Origin of the sequence: Sphingobium sp. MI1205, from assembly GCF_001563285.1 — a bacterium.
Taxonomy (GTDB): Bacteria; Pseudomonadota; Alphaproteobacteria; order Sphingomonadales; family Sphingomonadaceae; genus Sphingobium.
Genome location: NZ_CP005188.1, coordinates 971068 through 991807, shown reverse-complemented (window position 1 = coordinate 991807; position 20740 = coordinate 971068). Strand labels below are relative to the sequence as shown.

22 protein-coding genes are annotated in these 20740 nt (G+C 62.9%); 8 read left to right on the top strand and 14 right to left on the bottom strand.

What is annotated here, in order from left to right; all coding sequences use genetic code 11:
• The first annotated feature begins 2 nt into the window (after nucleotides 1-2).
• A complete protein-coding gene (lptG, locus tag K663_RS04735; RefSeq protein ID WP_062114704.1) occupies nucleotides 3-1103 on the top strand; it encodes an LPS export ABC transporter permease LptG in 1101 nt (366 codons plus the stop codon).
• Nucleotides 1104-1130: 27 nt separating this feature from the next.
• On the opposite strand, the gene K663_RS04730 is transcribed toward lptG, so the two are convergent.
• Nucleotides 1131-2198 carry a fatty acid desaturase family protein gene (locus K663_RS04730; RefSeq protein ID WP_062114702.1) on the bottom strand — a complete coding sequence of 356 codons (1068 nt, stop codon included), beginning with the start codon at nucleotides 2196-2198 and terminating at the stop codon, nucleotides 1131-1133.
• A gap of 143 nt (nucleotides 2199-2341) precedes the next feature.
• Here K663_RS04730 and K663_RS04725 point away from each other — a divergent pair, with 143 nt between their 5' ends.
• Nucleotides 2342-3502, top strand: coding sequence for a hypothetical protein (locus K663_RS04725; protein WP_062120359.1), 1161 nt, complete (start codon nucleotides 2342-2344; stop codon nucleotides 3500-3502).
• Between the two features lie 39 nt (nucleotides 3503-3541).
• Here K663_RS04725 and K663_RS04720 read toward each other — a convergent pair whose 3' ends face one another.
• Nucleotides 3542-4432, bottom strand: coding sequence for a diacylglycerol/lipid kinase family protein (locus K663_RS04720; RefSeq protein WP_062114699.1), 891 nt, complete (start codon nucleotides 4430-4432; stop codon nucleotides 3542-3544).
• A gap of 72 nt (nucleotides 4433-4504) precedes the next feature.
• On the opposite strand from K663_RS04720, the gene K663_RS04715 reads away from it, so the two are divergent.
• Nucleotides 4505-5386, top strand: coding sequence for a metallophosphoesterase family protein (locus K663_RS04715; protein ID WP_062114696.1), 882 nt, complete (start codon nucleotides 4505-4507; stop codon nucleotides 5384-5386).
• A 14-nt stretch (nucleotides 5387-5400) separates the two neighbouring features.
• Here K663_RS04715 and K663_RS04710 read toward each other — a convergent pair whose 3' ends face one another.
• The 7 genes from K663_RS04710 to K663_RS04680 form a co-directional block, all read right to left on the bottom strand.
• A complete protein-coding gene (locus tag K663_RS04710) occupies nucleotides 5401-5922 on the bottom strand; it encodes a DUF2239 family protein (protein ID WP_062114693.1) in 522 nt (173 codons plus the stop codon).
• Between the two features lie 65 nt (nucleotides 5923-5987).
• A complete protein-coding gene (xth, locus tag K663_RS04705) occupies nucleotides 5988-6761 on the bottom strand; it encodes an exodeoxyribonuclease III (protein ID WP_062114690.1) in 774 nt (257 codons plus the stop codon).
• Nucleotides 6762-6827: 66 nt separating this feature from the next.
• Complete coding sequence (gene erpA / locus K663_RS04700; RefSeq protein ID WP_062114686.1) at nucleotides 6828-7154, bottom strand: iron-sulfur cluster insertion protein ErpA; 327 nt, start codon at nucleotides 7152-7154, stop codon at nucleotides 6828-6830.
• Nucleotides 7155-7243: 89 nt separating this feature from the next.
• Nucleotides 7244-7966 (bottom strand): M23 family metallopeptidase, encoded by a 723-nt coding sequence (locus tag K663_RS04695; protein WP_083535827.1) that lies wholly within the window; start codon nucleotides 7964-7966, stop codon nucleotides 7244-7246.
• Between the two features lie 108 nt (nucleotides 7967-8074).
• Nucleotides 8075-8884 (bottom strand): ferritin-like domain-containing protein, encoded by an 810-nt coding sequence (locus K663_RS04690; RefSeq protein WP_062114680.1) that lies wholly within the window; start codon nucleotides 8882-8884, stop codon nucleotides 8075-8077.
• Nucleotides 8881-9342 (bottom strand): thioredoxin-dependent thiol peroxidase, encoded by a 462-nt coding sequence (bcp, locus tag K663_RS04685; protein WP_062114677.1) that lies wholly within the window; start codon nucleotides 9340-9342, stop codon nucleotides 8881-8883. The genes K663_RS04690 and bcp overlap by 4 nt, the downstream gene beginning before the upstream one ends.
• Nucleotides 9326-12046, bottom strand: coding sequence for a bifunctional [glutamine synthetase] adenylyltransferase/[glutamine synthetase]-adenylyl-L-tyrosine phosphorylase (locus tag K663_RS04680; protein WP_201026674.1), 2721 nt, complete (start codon nucleotides 12044-12046; stop codon nucleotides 9326-9328). The genes bcp and K663_RS04680 overlap by 17 nt, the downstream gene beginning before the upstream one ends.
• Before the next feature lie 338 nt (nucleotides 12047-12384).
• On the opposite strand from K663_RS04680, the gene K663_RS24830 reads away from it, so the two are divergent.
• On the top strand, nucleotides 12385-12774 hold the full coding sequence (locus tag K663_RS24830; protein ID WP_063619028.1) for a hypothetical protein: 390 nt from the start codon (nucleotides 12385-12387) through the stop codon (nucleotides 12772-12774).
• On the opposite strand, the gene ypfJ is transcribed toward K663_RS24830, so the two are convergent.
• Complete coding sequence (gene ypfJ / locus K663_RS04665; RefSeq protein WP_062114672.1) at nucleotides 12728-13603, bottom strand: KPN_02809 family neutral zinc metallopeptidase; 876 nt, start codon at nucleotides 13601-13603, stop codon at nucleotides 12728-12730. The genes K663_RS24830 and ypfJ overlap by 47 nt on opposite strands.
• Nucleotides 13604-13747: 144 nt before the next feature.
• On the opposite strand from ypfJ, the gene K663_RS04660 reads away from it, so the two are divergent.
• The 4 genes from K663_RS04660 to K663_RS04645 all read left to right on the top strand — a co-directional run bounded on the left by K663_RS04660 (nucleotide 13748) and on the right by K663_RS04645 (nucleotide 17986).
• Nucleotides 13748-14926 (top strand): patatin-like phospholipase family protein, encoded by a 1179-nt coding sequence (locus tag K663_RS04660; RefSeq protein WP_062114669.1) that lies wholly within the window; start codon nucleotides 13748-13750, stop codon nucleotides 14924-14926.
• A complete protein-coding gene (locus K663_RS04655) occupies nucleotides 14923-15714 on the top strand; it encodes a 3-hydroxybutyrate dehydrogenase (RefSeq protein ID WP_062114666.1) in 792 nt (263 codons plus the stop codon). Before K663_RS04660 ends, K663_RS04655 begins: the two co-directional genes overlap by 4 nt.
• A 114-nt stretch (nucleotides 15715-15828) precedes the next feature.
• A complete protein-coding gene (locus K663_RS04650; RefSeq protein WP_062114663.1) occupies nucleotides 15829-16383 on the top strand; it encodes a hypothetical protein in 555 nt (184 codons plus the stop codon).
• A gap of 244 nt (nucleotides 16384-16627) precedes the next feature.
• The gene (locus tag K663_RS04645; protein WP_062114660.1) at nucleotides 16628-17986 is read left to right on the top strand and encodes an amidohydrolase; all 1359 of its coding nucleotides are present in this window, start codon (nucleotides 16628-16630) and stop codon (nucleotides 17984-17986) included.
• 48 nt (nucleotides 17987-18034) lie between these two features.
• Here K663_RS04645 and K663_RS04640 read toward each other — a convergent pair whose 3' ends face one another.
• The 4 genes from K663_RS04640 to K663_RS04625 are packed head-to-tail and all read right to left on the bottom strand — an operon-like array spanning nucleotide 18035 to nucleotide 20658.
• Nucleotides 18035-19021, bottom strand: coding sequence for a nucleotidyltransferase domain-containing protein (locus K663_RS04640; RefSeq protein ID WP_062114657.1), 987 nt, complete (start codon nucleotides 19019-19021; stop codon nucleotides 18035-18037).
• Nucleotides 19018-19881 carry an HprK-related kinase A gene (locus K663_RS04635; RefSeq protein ID WP_062114654.1) on the bottom strand — a complete coding sequence of 288 codons (864 nt, stop codon included), beginning with the start codon at nucleotides 19879-19881 and terminating at the stop codon, nucleotides 19018-19020. The genes K663_RS04640 and K663_RS04635 overlap by 4 nt, the downstream gene beginning before the upstream one ends.
• Nucleotides 19878-20159 (bottom strand): HPr-rel-A system PqqD family peptide chaperone, encoded by a 282-nt coding sequence (locus K663_RS24825; protein ID WP_062114651.1) that lies wholly within the window; start codon nucleotides 20157-20159, stop codon nucleotides 19878-19880. Before K663_RS24825 ends, K663_RS04635 begins: the two co-directional genes overlap by 4 nt.
• A 58-nt stretch (nucleotides 20160-20217) precedes the next feature.
• Complete coding sequence (locus K663_RS04625; protein WP_062114648.1) at nucleotides 20218-20658, bottom strand: hypothetical protein; 441 nt, start codon at nucleotides 20656-20658, stop codon at nucleotides 20218-20220.
• Nucleotides 20659-20740: the final 82 nt, after the last annotated feature.

Below are 20740 nucleotides of genomic sequence, written 5' to 3'. Positions count from 1 at the left end.
CCATGCAGTTCGACTTCTTCCCCTCGCGCCAGATCAGCTGGTATATGGTGCGGCTGTTCCTGACGCGCAGTTTTGCCGTGCTGGCCTTGCTTGTCGTCGTGCTGCAAACGCTCGACCTGCTGGGCGAATCGGGCGACATCCTGGCCTATGCGGGCAATGGCGACGCCCAGCTCTGGCACTATGTCGGGCTGCGCGTGCCACAGATCATCGCACGTTTCCTTCCCTTCTCTGTACTACTCGGCACGCTGATCATGCTCGCCAGCCTCAACCAGAACAGCGAGATCATCTCGATGAAGGCGGCGGGCCTGTCGGCTCACCAGATACTGGCCCCACTAGTCGCCGCCGCGCTGGGCGTGGCGCTGCTCAGCTACGTGTTCAACGAACGGGTCGTGGCTCGTTCGACGGCGACGCTCAGCGCGTGGCAGGCGGTCGAATATGGGCCGGTGCCGCCCAGCAGCGGGATCAAGGCCAACCCATGGGTGCGCGATGGCAACAATCTGGTGACCGCTGCCATCGTCGCCGGGCGCGGCACTGCGGTTCAACTGCGCAACGTCGAGATATTCAATCGCGTGAACAACAGCCTGACGACGATCATCCAGGCGCCCAAGGGCCATTATGACGTCGCCAGCAAAAGCTGGGTGCTGGAAGACGCGCGGCAGTTCGACGTCGCCCGCGGGACGGAACGGCAGGTCGGCACCGTGCGCTTCGGCAGCGCGATCCGGCCTGACCAGTTCACTTTGGCAAGGGTTGATCCCGACGCCATGACCTTCAGTGAACTGCGCGCCGCCATCGGCGACCTGCGCGATGCGGGACGACCGACGGCCGAGTTGGAAGGGAGCCTATGGCACAAATTGTCCGGGCCGCTTTCGGCGCTGCTGATGCCGATTTTGGGATCGGTCGCCGCATTCGGGCTGGCCCGGTCGGGCCAGCTGTTCCTGCGCGCAGTGCTGGGCATGGCGCTGGGCTTTGCTTATTTCGTCGCGGACAATTTCTCGCTCGCCATGGGTAATCTCGGCGCCTACCCGCCGATCCTCGCGGCCTGGGCGCCTTTCTTCCTGTTCCTGCTGGTGGGTGAAACGGTCCTGTTCCGAACGGAAGAATAGCCAGCGCTCGCTGGGACGGAAATCAACTTAACGCCGCCCCATCGTACTCCGCGCGATCTTGCCCACCAGCGGCCACATGCCGGGATAGTTGCCCCGATGATAGGGCGACGCATCCCCAAGGGTCGCGACCAGCCGCATATGTGCCTTCCCCAAAGCATGATAGGGAACGCTGGGCAGCAGATGGTGCAGCGCATGATAGCGAAGGCCGACCGGCGCCCAGAGCGCGGCGAGCGGCGAAGGCGGCGGCACATTCACCGAATCCAGATATTGCGCCGTCACGGTCATCGCATCGCCCTCATTTTCCCACAAATGCGCGACCAGCGTGCGCAGCTGGTTGATGACGGTCATCGCCGAATGCACGGCCATATAGACCAGCAATGGCTTCCACCCGAAAACAAAGACACTGCCGACCAGCGTCAACGCGAACAGGCAAGCGCCCGCTTCCTGCCACAACCACCGCTGGCGGAACGCGCCTTCGGGCGGGCGGCGGCGATAGGCGGGGTTGATCGAAAGGGCGGAAAATTCCGCCACGACCTTCCGCCGCAGCGCGGGCACGAGCAGGCTGAGCGGCGTCAGCAGGCCAAAGCGCAGGATCAAGCCCACAGGCGCGAGCGCCGCGACCAGGACGAATAGCGGCAGCGACCATGGCTTCATCAGCGCCAGCGGCAGATATTCAGGATCACTGGCCGTGCCGTAGCGCGTGCGCGCATGATGCTGGGTATGCACCTCCTCATAGAGGAAGGAGGGGATCATGAGCGGAATGCCGACAACAAGGTTCCAGCCCAGCCGGAAACCGGGCAGCGCATCCTTGCGAATGTGCGTCAGCTCATGGATGAAACTCGCCGCGCGATAGAGGGCCAGCATCGCGACCAAGCCGCAGGCAACCGCCAGCAGGACATTGTCGAACAGCATCGCCCCCGCCAGAGCACCATAGCCGATCAGCGCCGATGCCAGCATGTCCGGCCAGTAAATGCGCGGGTTCGCCACTGCATATTCGCGCGTCAGTTCCGCTGCGGCGCGCAGCATCGCCGTGTCGTCGGGAATCGCGGACCGCTGGGCCGCCGTACCCGCAATGATGGGATCATGCACAGTCATGCAGCCGCTCCTATACCGCAATTGCGCTGAAATCGTGGCAGCCCCATGACAGGTTCGCCTTGGTCAGGCGATCCGGTGAGGACCGGATTGACAATCTGGAAACAAGCGTCGAACTGCTGCGATCCTTTAGCGAAAGCTCTGCCGTGGCCCATTCCGATCTGGTAATTACCCCCGTCGCTTCCAAAGCTGACTGCAAGGCCTTTGTCGATCTGCCCTGGCGGCTCTACGCCAGCGATCCCAATTGGGTGCCGCCGCTGAAGGGCGAAGTGTACGGCTTGATCACGCCGAAGAAGAACCCCTTTTTCGGGCATGCAGAAGCCCAATATTTCCTGGCCCGCCGCGGCGACCGCATCGTCGGCCGCATCTCGGCTCATATCGACCATCTCGCGCTCGCCCAACCGGCAGAGCAGGGCATGGGGCCTGGAACCGGCAATTTCGGCTTGTTCGAAGCGGAGGATGCAGACACCGGGGCGGCGCTGATTGGCGCGGCCGAAGCCTGGCTTCGCGCCAAGGGGATGACCAGCGTTCTAGGGCCCATTTCCCTTTCCATCTGGGAAGAGCCGGGCTTGCTCATCGAAGGGCATGACCATCCGCCGACGGTGATGATGGGGCATAACAGCCCGGCCTATCAGGCGATGATCGAGGGATCGGGCTATCTGCCCGTCAAGCAGCTCAAGACCTATGAACTCGATATCACCAAACCCTTCCCCCCGCTGATCCAGCGGATCATTTCATCGGGCGAGAAAAGCGACCGCATCCGCGTGCGCAAGGTCGATAAATCGAAATTCGATGAAGAGGCCGCTATCATCCTCCATATCCTTAACGACGCCTGGGGCAAAAATTGGGGCTTTGTGCCAATCACGGATGCAGAGATAGCCTTTATCGGCAAGAAGCTGAGGCCGCTTGTGTTCGAGGATCTGATCATGATCGCGGAACTGGAAGGCGAACCGGTGGCCTTCATGATGACTTTGCCCGATTTCAATGAAGCGACCGGCCCGCTCAATGGCTCGCTTTTTCCCTTCGGCTGGGCTAAACTCCTCTGGTGGCTGCGAAAGCCGCAGGTGCGCACGATGCGGGTTCCGCTGATGGGCGTGGTCCAGCGGCTTCAATCGTCGCGCCTAGCCAGCCAACTCGCCTTCATGATGATAGAAACCATCCGGCTCCGCGCGATTGATAATTATGGCGCGACCCGGAGCGAGATCGGCTGGGTGCTGGACGATAACCAGGGCATGAACGCCATCGCCGAAGCGATCAACAGCAAGGTGAACAAGGTGTATCAGATTTACGAGAAGGCGCTCGCATAGCTGCATCCATCCGCTTTCGCCGGAGATGATGGGACCGGCCTATCCCGGAACCGCCACGTCGATCGCGCCGGCCGCAACCGCTGCGGTCACGGGCGTTTTCGCCAGAACCTCGCCATCGATCGAAATCCTTTGCCGGGGGCGGGTCTCAATACGGAAAGACCGCCCGCGAAACTCCTTGGTCTGCGCATCCCTGTCGCGCAGCTTGAAAAATTTCGCATACCAATCCCAGGCCAGCCGCGCATGGCTGCGTCCCACTACAGCCTGGATCACCAGCTCTCCGCTTTGCACATCGGCGCGTTCGGACAGTTCCACGCCGCCGTGAAAGGATCCGTTCAATATGCGCACCTCGGTGGACCACATGCGCTGTTCTTTCACACCATCGTCAATCATCAGTCGAAACGCGCGAAACCCTACCGAGCATTTGACCGCCCAGATCAGGTAGCCGATCCGCCCCAGATAGCGTTTCAGCTTGTGGGGCACCGTCCTGCCGATCATCGGCGAAAGCCCCAGCGACGCCGCATTCACGAAATAATCATGGTCGATCATGCCCAGGTCGATCCGAAGCCGCCGTCCATTGGCGATCGCGTCCACCGCGCCGTCCAGGTCTAGCGGGATGCCGAGCGTGCGGGCAAAGCTGTTTGCCGTTCCCAGCGGCAGGACGCCGAACACGCAATTTTTGCCCACCAGTTCATCGACCGTGCCGGACAGCGACCCATCGCCCCCCCCGACGATGACCATCGGAACGCCGCTGTCCACCGCGCCACGCACCGTTTTCTGCAAATGGTCGGGATCACGAACAGCATGCGCGGCGGTTAATCGGACGCCCGCTTTCTCCAGCTTTTCCTTTGCCTGCGCGAACAGCGCTTCGCCCTTGCGGCTGTGGACATTGACGATGAGCGCCGCTTCACGCGGCAGGGAATTCGTTTCCATGGCCCAACAACACGCCAACCGCCCGTCGGGTCCAGCACGCAACGAATCTGCGCATGCGGTCGTTAAATGGCTATGGCCCGCATCGCTCATCTGTCCGACGTGCATTTTGGCGCGAATGATCCGAAAATCGTCTCGGCTACCGAAGCCTGGCTGCACCAGAGCCAGCCCGACCTCGTCATCATCAGCGGCGATTTCACCCAGCGCGCGCGGGTGGAGCAGTTTCGCGCCGCCTCCGCCTGGCTGAACCGCCTCCGCGCGGCGGGGATGCGTCTGCTGGTCATTCCCGGCAATCATGATGTCCCGCTTTTCGACGTCGTGCGCCGCTTCGTCGCTCCCCTGCGCCGCTACAAACGCTACATCAGCAACGATTTATGCCCTTGGTACGAGGACCGGGAAGTGGCGATCCTTGGTCTCAACACCGCACGGTCGCTGACGATTAAGGACGGGCGTATCAATCACGACCAGATGCGCTTGCTGCGGGAACGCTTTGCCTCCGTCGCTCCGGAAAAGACCCGCATCCTGGTCACGCACCACCCGCTTTTCGCGATGCCGATCGGCAGGGGCGGTGAACTGAGCGAGGCGGTCGGACGCCATGAGGACGCCGTGGAGGCCGCAACCGCGGCTGGCATTCACATTGCGCTCGCGGGCCACTTTCACCGCACCTATGCCGAAGCGGCGCAGAAAATGGCTGCGGATGCAGGCGGGGCGCTGGTGATTCAGGCAGGCACCGCAACATCGACACGCCTGCGTAATGCGGAGCCGCAGAGCTTCAACTGGCTGCATGTGCACCGGAGCGACAGGATCGAAGTGCAGGTCGTCGTGTGGGACGGCGCCAGCTTCCAGCGCGGCCATCATGTCGAATATCGCCGGGATAACGACCGGTGGGAGGCGCGCGACATAGCGGACGCTACTTCCGCCCCCGGCATCCGCGTGGCCCAGGCGGCACGCACCTGACAGGGATCGCCCGATCAGTCGAACGCCGGACCCGCTAGCATCATCCCGTGATCGCGGATCGCAGAAGGCCATCCCGCCACGTTCGCCTCGAATGCCGCGCGCTCCTTTGCGTAAAGCGCGCGGATGGCGGCTTCATAGCCCGGTCGGTCTCCCGCCATGACCGTCAGGAAATGATAGGCCGCATCCATCGCGGCGCGTGGCGTAACGGCCCCCTCCGATTCCTTGCGCGCCTGCTCCACCAGCCGCCGAAGCGTTGCGGATGCGCCACCGGGCTGCGTGGCCAGCCATTCCCAATGTCGGGGCAATAATGTGATTTCGCGCGCCTGTACGCCCATCTTTGGCCGCCCGCGCGCCCGTTGCGCCTGCTGTTGCACTGGCTCGCGCAGGTCCACATCCACCTGCCGACCCGTCGCATCATCGAACAGCAACAGATTTTGCGCGTCCTTGCCCATCGCTCGCAGCGCGGCCTTGACTTCATCCTCGTCGCCCGTGGCAATCCAAAGCTCGCCTGAAAAGGCGGTAAATGTGCGCGTCACGCCGAATCTCCTTCGGCGTGGATAATATTACCCGGATGATATAAAGTCAATTAACCCGGATTAAATTACTCGCTCAGCTCGACCCATGTGGGCGCATGGTCGCTCGCTTTCTCCCGTCCGCGAAAATCCTTGTCCACCTGCGCATCGACCAGCCGGTCGGCTGCGGCCGGGCTAAGCAGCAGATGATCGATGCGAAAGCCCGCGTCGCGGGGCCAGGCGTTCATCTGATAATCCCAATAGGTCCACACGCCGCCGCCCGGATGGCGGCTGGCGATCGCATCAGTCCAGCCATCGGCCAGCATCCGCCGGTAGGCCGCGCGGCTTTCCGGTTGCATCAGGGCGTCATTGGCCATCGCCTTAACCGAATAGACGTCGCGGTCGCGCGGAATGACATTATAGTCCCCGGCGAGGATGGCGGGCACTTCTTCCGCCCAGATCTGCGCCGCACGGTCGCGCAGTCTTTTCATCCAGCGCAGCTTGTAGTCAAATTTCGGCCCCGGCTGCGGATTGCCGTTGGGCAGATAGATGCTGGCGACGCGCGCCCCCTTCACGTCCGCTTCGATATAGCGGCTATGCTCATCCTCCGGCTCGCCCTCCAGCCCACGCATAACTTCGGCAGGGGTTTCGCCCCGCGCCAAGATCGCGACGCCGTTGAAACCCTTCTGGCCATGCCAGATCGCGCCATAGCCAACCTCCTCGATATCCTTGATCGGAAAGGTCTCGTCAGACGTCTTGATCTCCTGCAAGCACGCGACGTCGGGCTGCGTTTCGTTCAGCCACTCCAGCAGTCGCGGCAGACGCGCCTTGATGCCGTTGATATTGAACGTCGCGATGCGCATGGGCCGTTTCTCCTCCCGCGCATCCCTAAAGAGAAGGGCGGGCCTTCGACAAGGGAGGCCCGGAGATTAAATCGAAAAGCTCGACCCGCAGCCGCACCCGGCCGTCGCGTTGGGGTTCGTCACCTTGAAGGCCGCGCCGCCCAGATCCAACACGAAATCCACCGCAGCCCCGCGTACCAGATCCAGGCTGACGTCATCCACCACCAGCGTCACGCCGTCACGCTCGACCGCAATATCTTCGGCTTCAATCGTCTCGGCCAGCCCGAAACGATATTGGAAGCCCGAACAGCCCCCACCCTCCACGGCCAGGCGCAGGATCGCCGGCTTGCCTTGCTTGGCGGCGATAACCGCAACGCGCGCGGCAGCAGAGGGGGTAAGATCGATGTCAGCCATGGTGCCTAGATAGGATCAAGCAAAAGGCCCGGCAACCCATCGGCGCCGAGCCTTGCAAACTATAGACGGGATAATCGGGGCAGCGCGGTTTAATCCGCGACCTTTTCCTGTGCTTTGGTGGGGCCACCCATGGCGATCGGCGGCTTCGTATTCATCGCCACCAGCACATCGGGTCCGACGACGAAAGGAATGGGATTGATGGCCTGGCCATCGACGCGCACTTCATAATGCAAATGGCTGCCGGTCGAACGGCCGGTCGAACCCATCAGGCCGATCAGTTGTCCGCGGCGCACATAGCTATTCGGTGCGGCGACCAGCTTCGACATATGGCCGTAACGGGTTTCAAGACCGCCGCCATGCGAAATCTGGACAAGATTGCCATAGCCGCTCGCCCAGCCCGCACGGTTTACGATGCCATCGGCGGTCGCGTAGATCGGCGTGCCGACTGGCCCAGGAATATCGATGCCCTTGTGCATCCGCGCGCTGCCATTGAACGGATCGGAACGCACGCCGAAGTTGGAGGTCAGGGACAGCCGCTCGACGGGACGACCCGTGGGGATATTGTTTGCAGCTCTGGCGCCACCATCCAGCTTTTGCAGGCTGGCGAACAGATTGGAAAAGCCGACATCAGCCGGGCCAAGCGCGTTGCTGTTGATTTCCGATGCATCGCCATAAGGATCGTCCGCGACATTCTCGGCCTGGGCCGGCAGCGCCGCGCAAAGTGCGCCTGCCATGCCGACTGCTCCTAACTTTTTGAACGCAGACTGGAACCATCGCGCAGTGCGCGCATTCTTAATATGAGAAACCAACATGCCGACCCCGACTTATTTAAACCGGAGGCTTTTAAGCCTCTCGGCGCTCCCCGTATTACCAATGCGACCTGAGATCGCCACCCGCATTGGTAGAGTGCATCTCCCGTCTCATTGTGCAAGCGCGCTGTAAAATTCCAGCGTTAAACCGGCTTGCCGACGCGCCGAGTCGTTGAACGGAGGCTTTAATGTGCCGCGAAAGTGGCGCTTTACAAGGATTTGGTAATGATTTGCGGGCTCAAGCCCTGCTCGGCTCGTCGCGTGACCAAACCATGTCGTCCCAGCCGAAACATGCCGAATCTCATCTGTCATAATGCGCTGCAATATCCTTGCGGTTTGCAGGTCGCCCGCCCCTTCGAACCGCTGGATCGTCGCGGGCGTGATGTCCAGCGCGCGGGCTTCCAGAACCATCGGCACGATCGCCAGCCGCGCCATTGCATCATGCGCAGTCTCGCTGGCCGCCTGCCATAGCCCGTCATGCGCGGGCAGTTCGCCATATCGACTACCCATCTGTTGCAGGCGGCGATCCAGCAGCGCGAAATGCATCGCCTCCTCTGCCCCCACACGCATCCAGTCATCGACAAATGCGCGCGGAAATTCCGCGCCAAACCTGCCGATCAGATCGAAGGCCAAGTCGATTGCAACAAACTCGATGTGCGCCAGGGCATGTACCATGGCGGCGCGCGCCCGATCCGAACCAATCCTGCCGCGCTTGGGCATCTGGTTCGGCGGAAGCAGCAGCGGCGCTTCGGGACGGGCCGGCCGGTCGGGCATGGCGACGTCAAAACGATGCGTCAGGCGCCCCAGCCGCCAGGCGCGGGCCACCGCACGCGCGGCCATCAGCTTGGCCAGCGGATCTGCTGTTGCGAGCACATGGGCGCAGGCCGATCCTACGCTTTCAATCTCCGCTGGCAGGCTCAAAGTGCCTTCGCGGCCTCCAGCACTTCTACGGCGTGGCCCTTAACCTTCACCTTGGGCCAGACCCGCACGATCTTTCCTTCGCCGTCAGCCAGGAAGGTCGCGCGCTCGATCCCCATATATTTGCGGCCATAGAGCGACTTTTCGACCCATGTGCCAAAGGCTTCGCACGCGTCCCCCGGCTCATCCGATGCCAGGGTGACGGCCAGGCCATATTTGTCAGCGAATTTCTTGAGCTTGGCGGGCTTGTCCTTCGAAATCCCGATGACAGGCACGCCCAGCGCCGCAAATTCGCCCGAAAGTTCGGTGAAATCCTTCGCTTCACTGGTGCAGCCCGGCGTATCCGCCTTGGGATAGAAATAGACGACGGCTGGCTTGCCGCGATAGCGCGCCAGCGTGAAGTCGGTCCCGTCCGCATCCTTCAGCGGAACGTCGGGCAGACTGTCACCGGCTTCCAGCATCTTCTTCCTCCACATAGGGCGCGGCCAGCGCCGCCCAGGCTTCGCCTACCCTTTGCCGCGCCTGCGCATAGCTTTCAAGCAGCGCATCCCAGCTTTCAACGCCACATGCCCGCGCGACCACGGGCTGCGTCGCCAGCGGCGGTTCGGTCGATTTGGGCGACACCAGCCGCCACACGATCAGGAAGCGAGTGATCAGGTCATGCGCCGCAACCAGATCTCCGGGCAGATGCCCTGCGGTCACCAACTGCTCCAGCGCGACGCGCAGGTCAGGGTCGAACGCCATCTTGTGCCGGAACTGCGTCACATGAATCAGGAATTCCAGATCGACTAGGCCGCCGGGCACCAGCTTGACGTCCAGCTCACCGGCAGGCGGCTTGTGCCTGGCGATGTCGCCCCGCATCTTCACCGCGTCGCGCGCCAGCCCCTCGAAATCGCGGGGACGCCCCAGCGTCTCGGCCAGGATCGCGCCCAACGCCGCACGCGCCTTTGCCGAACCGAACACGGGACGCGCCCTCGTCAGCGCCAGATGCTCCCACGGCCAGGCTTCTTCGCGCTGATATTTTGCAAAGCTGTCGAGACTGACGGCGAGCAGGCCCTGCGCGCCCGAAGGCCGCAGCCGCGTATCCACCTCATAAAGTGGCCCGGCTGCCGTCTGCACCGACAGGGCATTGGTGATCCGCTGCCCCAGCCGGTTGAAATATTGCGTCGCGCCCAACGGCCTTGCGCCGTCGGATTCGGTCAGAAAGTCGCCGGTGAACAGGAAAACCAGATCCAGGTCCGAAGCATGGGTCAGCACGCCGCCGCCCAGCCGCCCCAGCGCCAATATGATCATCTCGCCGCCCGGCACCTTGCCATGGGCAATCTCGAACTCTTTCACCGTAGCACTGGCGAGCGCTTCGATCGCTGCTTCCGCGACACGGGAATAGCCCCTGCCCGCCTCCAATGGATCGCCGCCGCGAATGATCTGCGCGCCCAGGGCAAAGCGGCGGTCATTCACCCGCTGCCGCACCCTGTCGAGCAGGGCCTGATAATCCTCGCCCTTCTCCAGTTGTGCGAATTGTTCGGCCAGTTCCTCCACCGGCGGCGGCGGGTCGAAAGCGGATGTATCGATCAGCCCGTCGAGCAGTTCGGCCCGCCGCCCCAGCGCATCCGCCAGCGTCGGCGCATGGCTGAGCAGTTCGGCCATCAGTTCGGCAAGGCCCGGACGGGCCGCCAGCAGCTTGAAGAAGTTGATGGCGCTCGGCAGTCGGCCGATCAGGTCATCCAACCGGTTGAGCGCGCGCACTGGATCTGGCGCAGCCGCCAGCGTGCGCATCAGGCCGGGCAGTAATTCTTCCAGCGCCTCGCGCGATGCCGTGCTGCGCAGCGCGCGCACCGTGCCCGTGCGCCAGCGCGCGATCCGCGCCACCGGAGCGTCAGTGTCGGTGAAGCCCATCTCGGCAAGCTGCGCTGCCAGCCGCTCTTCATCATGGAAAAGCGACTCTTCCTTTTCGGCTGGCGTTAGCTGATCGTAATTGGTCCCGACCCAGACGACATGGGGCTGCAGCAGGTCGAGCAGCGCTGCGCCATCCTCCAGCCCGTGCAACCGCGCGACATTGTCCATCGCTTCGGCTGCCTTTGGCAATTCGTGCGTCTGCCGATCCTCGACCATCTGGAGGCGATGCTCGATCGTGCGCAAGAGCACATAGGCTTCGTCCAGCCTGCGCGCGACATCCTGATCGAACACCCCTGCCGCAGCCAATGCTTTCAGCGCCTGCCGCGTGTTGCCAGACCGCAGCGCGGGATCACGACCGCCCCGGATCAGCTGGTGCACCTGCGCGAAAAACTCGACCTCGCGAATGCCGCCCCTGCCGCGCTTCAGGTCATAGCCCGGTCCGAACGCCTGTCCTTGCGCATAATGATCGCGGATACGGCGCGAAAGGTCGGTGATCGCGTCTATCGCACCGAAATCCAGGCTTCGCCGCCAGACGAATGGCCTGATCTGCTGCATGAAATAGTCGCCCAGGGCGATGTCGCCCGCCGCCGGGCGCGCGCGTATGAAGGCAGCCTGCTCCCACCCAAGTGCCATGGACTCATAATAGCCGATCGCCGCTTCCACGGGCAAAGCGATCGGCGTGGCCTCGGGCGTTGGGCGCAGCCTCAGGTCAACGCGAAACACATAACCATCGCCATCCCGCGCATTCAGCAGTTCGCTGACCCGCCGCCCGATCCGAACCGCCGCATCGGCGGGGTCCTCCCGCTCGCCATGGGGCAAAGTGGTGGGGTCGTAGAGCAGGATCGGGTCGATATCGGATGAATAGTTCAGCTCCTGGCTGCCATGCTTGCCCAGCGCCAGCACCACGAAGCCCTTCGGCTCCGTTCCCGGATAGCGTTCGGCAAATGCCGCCATCAGTGCCTCTTCCAACGCCTGATCGGCAAAATCCGACAGCGTTCGCGTGACCCGGTCCAGATCCCAGGCGCCCGACAAATCGGCCGCCGCCGTCACCAGCGACAGGGCGCCCTTGCGCAGCCTTAATGACCTGGCGATCCCATCGTCCGGGGCGGGGATCGCGTGCGCTGCGGCCAATGCAGCTTCATAGTCGCCCAGCGCCAGCAAATCCATTACCGTTGGGAAGCGGTCCATCTGCCTCGCCAGAAAAGGTGAATGCGCCCTTATACGCGCCGCCACCGCCGTCCAGTCCGTCACCTTGATCTCTCCCATCATATCCGCGCTAATGCGCCGGTGACGCGATGAACGCCAGAAACTTTTCCCGCTCCCGCCCGTTATACAATCATGGAAATGCAGCGCAAATCGGTGGGGCGGTCAGCGGAAGAACGGGAAAGCGGGGCTCGCCGTCTCCTGACCGTCGGCCTGCCGCAACCATATGAGGGCATCGGCAACGCGCTACGATCCACTTTCCGCGCGCGCGGGGATGGCATTCCAGACGACATGCTGAACTTGCTGGATAAACTAGACCGCCATTGACCAGCCTTTGAACAGCGCAGGACTTTGTTTACCAGCCAGAGCTAATGTAGCGGCCTGATTTTCAGGATGCGCCTTCCATGCTCTACAAGGCTTTTGCCGTCATCACGCTAATTGCCGCGCCTATCATCGTCCTGATCGTGCAAAGCGTGGCGCCGCAGCCGCCATCGACTGCTGCCCCTGTGGCTGCCCCGGCGCCGTACCAACAGCCTGCGCCCCTAATATCGCAGCCAGCCCCCATGGCTGCCTCGATTGAGCCAGCGCCTGACCCGGCGGCCTTTGGTCAGCCCATGCCGGAAGCCGGGAAGCCCTTTCTGGCGCCCGGCAACGGCCTGCCCCAGACTGCCATATCCGCCGGAGAGACGAGCGACGAAGAGGGTGCTGAGGCTTCCACCGACGACAACATCCTCCTGACGTCGAGCCTCATCCCGCCGCCGAAAAAGTATCGCACTGCGCCGGATCGCCAGTAGCCAGCCCCTTGCGAAGCCAGGTCATCCTCTCCTCGCTCGATCCATGGGTGAAGCTTTCCGGCACAGGCCGCCGCCCCGCCGCCTTTTGCAGCGTGTCGTCGCCAATTGCCTGCGCGGCGGTCATGCCTTCCTCCAGATCGCCCTGCTCCATCAGCCCCGTGCGCTTCGCCCAGACGCCAGCATAGCAGTCGGCCTGCAGTTCGACCTTGACCTGCAGGGCGTTGCCCTCTGCCTCACCGACGGTCCTCTGCAGCTGCTGCACCTTGCCAAGCGTGCCTTCCAGATCCTGCACATGATGGCCGACTTCATGCGCGATCACATAGGCCTGGGCGAAATCACCGGGCGCGCCGAAACGCTGCCGCAGTTCGGTGAAGAAGTCGGTGTCGAGATAGACTTTCTGATCGTTCGGACAATAAAAGGGGCCCATCGCGCTCTGCGCCGCGCCACAGCCTGAAGTGCCCGCCTGCGAATAGAAGGAAAGGACCGTCGGGCGATATTGCTGCCCCGACTCCTCAAAAACCTGTTCCCACACGCGCTCGGTCGAACCCAGCACCCTTAATGACCAACGCTGGATATCGTTCAACTTTTCAGGATCGCGGCTGACCGACACATTCTGTTGCGGCCCGTCTCCTCCGCCGACCAGGGTCAGCGGATTAACCCCCATCACCGCCAGGATGATGAGCGCCACGACGATCCCGCCACATCCAAAACGGCTGCCAATGAAGGGCAGCAACATGCCAAGGCCGCCGCCCGGCCCACCGCCAAAGCCGCCGCCCCGGCCGTCCTGCACTTCGAAATTGGTGCTTTCCCGTTCATCGTCCAGCCGCATGACGCCCTCTCTTTCCTCGCCTGCCTAGCGCATGAGCGGGACGGTTGGAACGGCCGCGATATGGCATTGGTTGCCTCGGTTTATCAGATTGTGACAGCACATTAAGTTGGCACCCGCCGACACATCACTATATTGCACTGCGACATGGCCGACATTGACCCAAAAATCCCCCGCCGCGCGGGCACGACGCTCCCTCTCCCGCGCGAAGTGGCGCTATTGCTGCAAGGCGGCGGCGCTCTTGGATCGTTTCAGGCGGGCGTGTACCAGCGCCTCGACGAACTGGGCATCGACGTCAGCTGGGTCGCGGGCATTTCGATCGGCGCGGTGAATGCCGCGATCATCGCGGGGAATCCGCCGCACCGCCGGATGAGCCGGCTCAAGAAATTCTGGCTCACCGTATCTGGCGGCATGCCCAATATCGTCCTGCCGGAAATCCACCATATTCGTGAAGCGGCGCATCTGATGGCGGCTGGCGCGGTGGCGACCTTCGGCGTTCCGGGCATGTTCCGTCCCCGCCTGTGGCCTGCGATGATGATGCCGGAGGGAACGTCCGGCGCCATCAGCTTTTATGACAGCGCGCCGCTGAAGGAAACGCTCGACGCCTGCGTCGATTGGGATCTGCTGAATGACGGACCGGTGCGCCTCTCGGTCGGTGCGGTCGATGTGGAAAGCGGCAATTTCGCCTATTGGGACACACGCGGGCCCGATGGCCCCACACGTATCGATTCGCGCCATATCATGGCGTCCGGCGCACTGCCGCCGGGCCTGCCCCCGATCGAGATCGACGGCCGCTGCTATTGGGACGGTGGCCTGGTTTCAAACACGCCGCTCGCTCATGTGCTGGAACATCAGACCGACGACATGCTGGTTTTCCAGGTCGATCTGTTCCCTGCCGAAGGGCCGAAGCCGCGCCAGATGACCGACGTCTATTCGCGCGCAAAGGACATTCAATATTCCAGCCGCACGCGGCAGGTCACCGACCAGTATCTGCGCCTTCGCCGCGAGCATAAGGCGATCAAGGCCCTGTTGGACAAGCTGCCGCCTGACCTGAGGGACGACCATGAGGCCCAGCGTCTGCGCCAGATGCTCGACCGCGGCTCCATCAACATCGTGCACCTGATCTACCGCAGCCGCGCATGGGAAAGCGGCGCGCGCGATTTTGAATTTTCCCGCTCCACCATGCTCGATCACTGGAGCCAGGGCCGGGAAGCGGTGGAAGGCGTGATGCACAAGGGCGATCTGATCGCCCGCAATATCATCAATGGGAAAAGCGCGAGCTTCGACCTCGACGCGCCCGACCATCTGAAGGAGAAGAATGCATGAGCAAGTCCCTCGCTGGAAAGACCGCCCTGATTACGGGCTCCACCTCCGGCATCGGCCTTGCCTATGCAAAGACGCTCGCCGCAGAAGGCGCGAATATCGTCATCAACGGCTTCGGCGATCCTCACGCGATCGAACAGGAACGGCTGGCGCTGGAACAGGCCAGCGGCGCCAAGGCGCTCTACAGCGGGCATGACCTGACCAAAGCGGCTGAAATCGAAGCGATGATGGAGGAGGCGGCCTACACATTCGGCGGCGTCGATATCCTCATCAACAATGCGGGTATGCAATATGTCGCCCCGGTGGAGGATTTCCCGGTCGAAAAATGGGACCTTATCATCGCGCTCAACCTGACCAGCGCTTTTCATACATCGCGGCTGGCCGTGCCCTATATGAAGTCGAAAAAATGGGGCCGCATCATCCAGACAGCAAGCGCCCATTCGCTTACCGCATCCCCTTTCAAGAGCGCCTATGTCACCGCCAAGCACGGCCTTGCGGGACTGACCAAGACGCTGGCGCTGGAACTGGCCACCTTCGGCGTGACGGCCAATTGCATCTCGCCCGGCTATGTCTGGACGCCGCTCGTCGAAAACCAGATTCCCGACACGATGAAGGCACGCAACATGACTCGCGAGCAGGTGATGAATGATGTGCTGCTCGCCGGTCAGCCGACCAAGCAGTTCGTGACGGTGGATCAGGTCGCCGCCATGGCGCTGTTCCTGTGCAGCGACGCGGCCGCCAATATCACCGGCGCGAACATGAACATCGACGGCGGTTGGACCGCCCAATGACAGCGTGGCATATTGGCAACGGTCGGAAGCTTTTGTTTTATTAGGGGGAAACTATCCCCTGCGGCTCCGTTTCACTTGGGCAACCGGAAACAAGGCTCAAGGGAGTAGCCTCACATGAAAAAATATCTTCTCGCAGCCGCGATGTTCGCGGCGCTGCCTTCGATCGCCTATGCGCAGGAAGAAGCCGCGCCTGACGGCACGCCTGCGTTCGGCGTCGAACCCTATGTCGGTATCCTTGGCGGTTGGCACAGCTTCGATCGCCGTTCGGAATTCGGCAGCGTTCCCGGCGAAACGATCATGAGCGGCGCGATCGTCAGCGGCGTCGCTGGCGTCAACGTTCCGCTAGGCCCGGTCTTTGTCGGCGTCGAAGGCAACGCGACCAAGGGCTGGTCGGACATTGACTGGGAATATGGCGTAAAGGGCCGTTTCGGCGCGCGCGCTGGTGAAAGCGGCATGATCTTCGCCTCCGCCGGTTATCAGTGGGTCAACGGCAAGCAGGGTTGGCCGGACCGCAAGGACTGGATGTACGGCGCTGGCGTTGAAGTCGGACCCAAGGACATTGGCTTGGGCGGCATCACCGGCAACAGCGGCATCCGCCTGCGTTTCCAGACCGAAACCTATGATTTCGACAGCTTCCGTCCGACTGCTGGCGTGATCTTCCACTTCTGATCTCTTCCCATAGCGATCAGGGGAAAGCGTTCGTCCCGCAAGGGGCGGACGCTTTTTTGCATGTGCACGCATTTGGCCGCTCCCAACCTTCGTTCGGGCTGAGCTTGTCGAACCCACGCCCGCGCATCGCTTCAAGCCCGCCTCTGCGCGGACAGTCTTAAGTAACCCTGGCATCCCATGTCATCACACCCTTAACAGCCGGAAATTTCCCCCTATGCTTCCCGCATAACAGGGAGAATTGTCAGTGCATCACGCGTTGTGGGTCATCATGGCCGCCGCCAGCCTTTCGTCCGCCGCCACGGCGCAGCAGGCCGGAACCTCCTCCGCTCCGGCTCCGTCCCTTGCCCCCTCCAGTGAAATCGCCGCCGCCATCGCCCGCGACATGGATGGCTTGATGGCGCTCTACCGCGACCTGCACGCCAATCCCGAACTGTCGGAGCAAGAAGTGGCGACCGCCGCCAAACTCGCTCGACGTCTGAAATCCATGAAATTCGATGTCACTGAAAAGGTCGGCGGAACGGGCGTAGTGGCAGTGCTGAAGAATGGCAGCGGCCCGGTCCTCCTGATCCGCGCGGACATGGACGGCCTTCCCGTGACCGAGCAGACCGGCCTCCCCTTTGCGTCAGAGGTCCGCACCAGAACGGAAGGCGGCACGGAAACCGGCGTCATGCACGCCTGTGGTCATGACACCCACATGACCGCCTTCATCGAAACCGCCCACCTTCTTTCCTCGATGAAGAACAGGTGGCAGGGCACGCTGGTCATGATCCTTCAGCCCGCAGAAGAGGTCGGGCGAGGCGCTCGCCTGATGCTGGAGGATGGCCTTTATACCCGCTTCCCCAAGCCTACCCACGCGATCGCATTTCACGACGCCGCCAATTTGCAGGCGGGAACGATCGGCTACACCCCTGGCTATGCCCTGGCCAATGTCGACAGCGTGGACATTGTCGTCCGTGGCATCGGCGGCCATGGCGCCTATCCGCAAACTGCAAAGGATCCGATCGTGCTGGGTGCCCGGATCGTTGGCGCGCTGCAAACGCTGGTCAGCCGCGAACAGGACCCGCTCGACCCAGCCGTAGTCACCGTGGGGAGCTTCGCGGGCGGGGCCAAGCATAATGTCATCCCTGACGAGGCGAAGCTGCTGCTCACCGTCCGAAGCTATTCGGACGAAACCCGCGAACGGCTGATCCGGGGGATAGAACGTATCGCTCGCGGCGAAGCAATCGCGGCGGGTGTCCCCGACGATCGCATGCCGGTGGTATCGGTGAAGGACGAATATACCCCCGCCGCCTTCAATCCGCCCGCCTTCGCCAATCGGATGGGCGACCTGCTGAAAAGCCATTTCCCCGCAGGTCGCGTGGTGGAAACCAAAGCATCCATGGGCGGCGAGGATTTCGGCCGCTATTATCGCGCCGACAAGAGCATCGACAGCTTCATATTCTGGGTCGGCGGCGTTCCCGCAGCGCAGATGGCGAAGGCCGCCGCTGGCCAACTGGCCCTTCCCTCACTCCACAGCCCCTTCTGGGCGCCGGAAGCAGACACCGTCATCGCCACTGCCAGCGAAGCGATGACGGTGATGGCGCTGAATATCTTGAAGCCCTGAACGCCTGCGTTCGCGCACGACTTCACCCGCGCCACGGCCTGAGACGGCCTAAACCGGCCGATAGCCCTTGCGCCATTTGGTAAACAGGTGTCGCGCCAGCATCATCGGCGGCATCCGCAGCCAGTGTGAGCGCAGGTAGAAGGCGAAGCGCAGCAGCTTGCGCGTCTCGCGGCCCCATCCATCCCGCGCGAGCAGCCGCCAGATCACCAACCGGTCCCAGACGGTAAGCCGCTGACGCACTCCGCTGCCGTAAAGCGCCGCCGCCAGACGCTGCGCCTGCGCGACATGCCGTCCCATTCCGTGGCGTTCGGCGCGCGCGGCCAATCGCTCGGCATCGACATTGTCCAGCAGGCAATGAATGTCCCAAAGGTTGCGCAAACCGCCCGCCAAATCACCGTCGGCCAGCAGGTGAGCAACGGAATGGCAAACCATATCCTCCGGCGACAGGACTGATAACCGTTCAGTTATGGCTACCGCATCCGCCATCATTGCCTTCGCGTCCGGCGTCTGCCGCGCCGTCAGCGGCAGGATGGTGTGATGGACATCGATCATCCGGTCCCGCTCGCAATGGATCATGGGCGGCAATTCGTGCATCCACTGCCGATAATAGGCGTCGTCATAATCGTCCTGCTTCACCCATTCCCAGCCCGCCGAACGCAATCCAGCCTCTACGTCATCCATCCTTTCACGCGGCACCAATATGTCGAGGTCGCCGATGAACCGCCCTTTCCCGGCCTTCAGCCCCGCCGCGACATAGGCTGTGCCCTTGAGGAGCAACACCGGCGCGCCCAGCGCTTCGGCCGCCCGGTCCGCTTCCCACAACGCCTGCCGCGCCTCGCGCTCCGCATCCAGTCGCGCATCCGCCAGTATCGGCCGGACTGCGGCGGGCGTCAGCGCCTCATCAACCCGCAGCGCCAACGTGCCGATTAACCGCTCCGGCCGCGCCGCCGCGATCAGTGCGTTCCAGCCGGGGCTGTCCAGGACAGCCACCGACTGCGGCTCCCGCAACGCGCCGACGAGCAAGGCCCCGCTCATGTGCGTTCGTCCCAAAGCTGTTGGACAAGCGCCATCGCCGCCTCGCCGGATGGAAAGTCGATCGCCCGCGCGGGCACTTCCTGCACGAAGCGGGTCAAGGCGCGAAAGCCCGGCTCCCCAAGCGCCACATAATTGGTGGAGGCTTGCGTCAACCGCATGAACACTTCGCCCTGCCCCACCGGCCGCACATCCGCCGCATGGCCGAAACGCGGGAACAGCAGCAGGGCCGGCTTTGCCCCTTCCTCCATGCGCGCCACGGCATCTGCCCGTGGCACGAGATGCCGGATGTCCCCCTTCGCCGTTCCCTTGAGCAACGGCCCCATCCGTTCGCCCGGCGCTTCACCGGCGACAACTCCTATCGCCTCATTCTTCAACGATATGAGGCGGGGGAAGGGAAATACCGATCCGGTCACCAGATCCAGCAGCGCAAATTCATCTCCCATCAACCGCCATCCGCGCTCGCCCAACTGGGCCGCGAGCGTGGATTTGCCCGATCCCGACTCGCCCGTCATGATCAGCACGCGCCCATCCTTCTCGACGCTCGACGCGTGGAGCAGCAGATGCCGCCGCCAGCCCAGCGCCATTTGCAGGTTCATCCCCATCTCCGCCGCCAGCAGGCCATGAGTCAGGCTCATCGGCGCGGCATCGGCCAGCCCATGATCGCCAGTTATGAAGATCGAAGGGCGCACCCATTGCCGCAATGGGCCAGCGGGCTCCAGACGTACCGTGAAATCCGCCACCTCGCCGCCGACCTGCGGATAATCGGCATATAGCTGCGCCAGTTGCGCGACCGGTTGCCGCCAGGCGGAGCCGATGCGGAAGCTCGCAGGCCCGATCCTAAGGGAAAGCTGATGCCTCACGCGCGCCGCACCACCCCCAGCGCGACCAGACCGATCAGATGGGCTTCGATCTCGACCATCGCCTGACCGGATTCGCCCAGGTCATAGCCCTGCTCAAGCCGCGCATGTACCTGCGCGACTGTCGCTGGAGCATCCTTGTCCAGCGCGTCCAATATCTCGGGCACCGGGCTGATGACCATATGCGTCTGCCCTGACGCGCGATGGTAAAGGAGCGTGATGTCCTCCAGCACGCACAGCGCGACGTCTCTGTCCTGATGATAACGGCGCTCTGCGATCACGACCTGCCCTCAAATCCCTGGCGTCGCTCCGCTGTAGCGCGAAGGAGTAAGCAGGTGCCTAACGCGGCATTTGCAATGATGCGTAGCAGGTGAAGCCGCTGGTGCCGGACTGAAGACGGCGAATATAATTCAGATAGGCCTGATTCTGTTGATAGCTGGTGCCGGGCAGCCGCCCGCCGCGCAGCGCCTGCTTGACCTGCTCACCGGTATAGCTACGGCCAGTTGCCGGGAAAGCACCCGAAGTCCCGGCGGGCACCAACTGTCCATTGGGCGCGACATAATTGCCCGCGCGGCCCTGATCGGGCACGGGGATGGTGCAGTTGAGTACAGATGCGGCGGTATTGGCCAGCGCGGGGCGAATGGACACGATCGCCGAAGCGGCGGCGGCCCCGCCCATCAGCAACTGACGGCGCGACGACGCCATCAGATCAGCATTTCCCGTTTCCTCGCCCATAACGGCCGGATCGGAAACGGGCGGTGGGGGCAACTGCTCGCTCATATGCTCCTGATCCGCTATCCACCCTTGCCAAAGCGTAAAGAATCCACGCTATTGCGCCAGCCATCGCAGCAAAGCTGCCAGG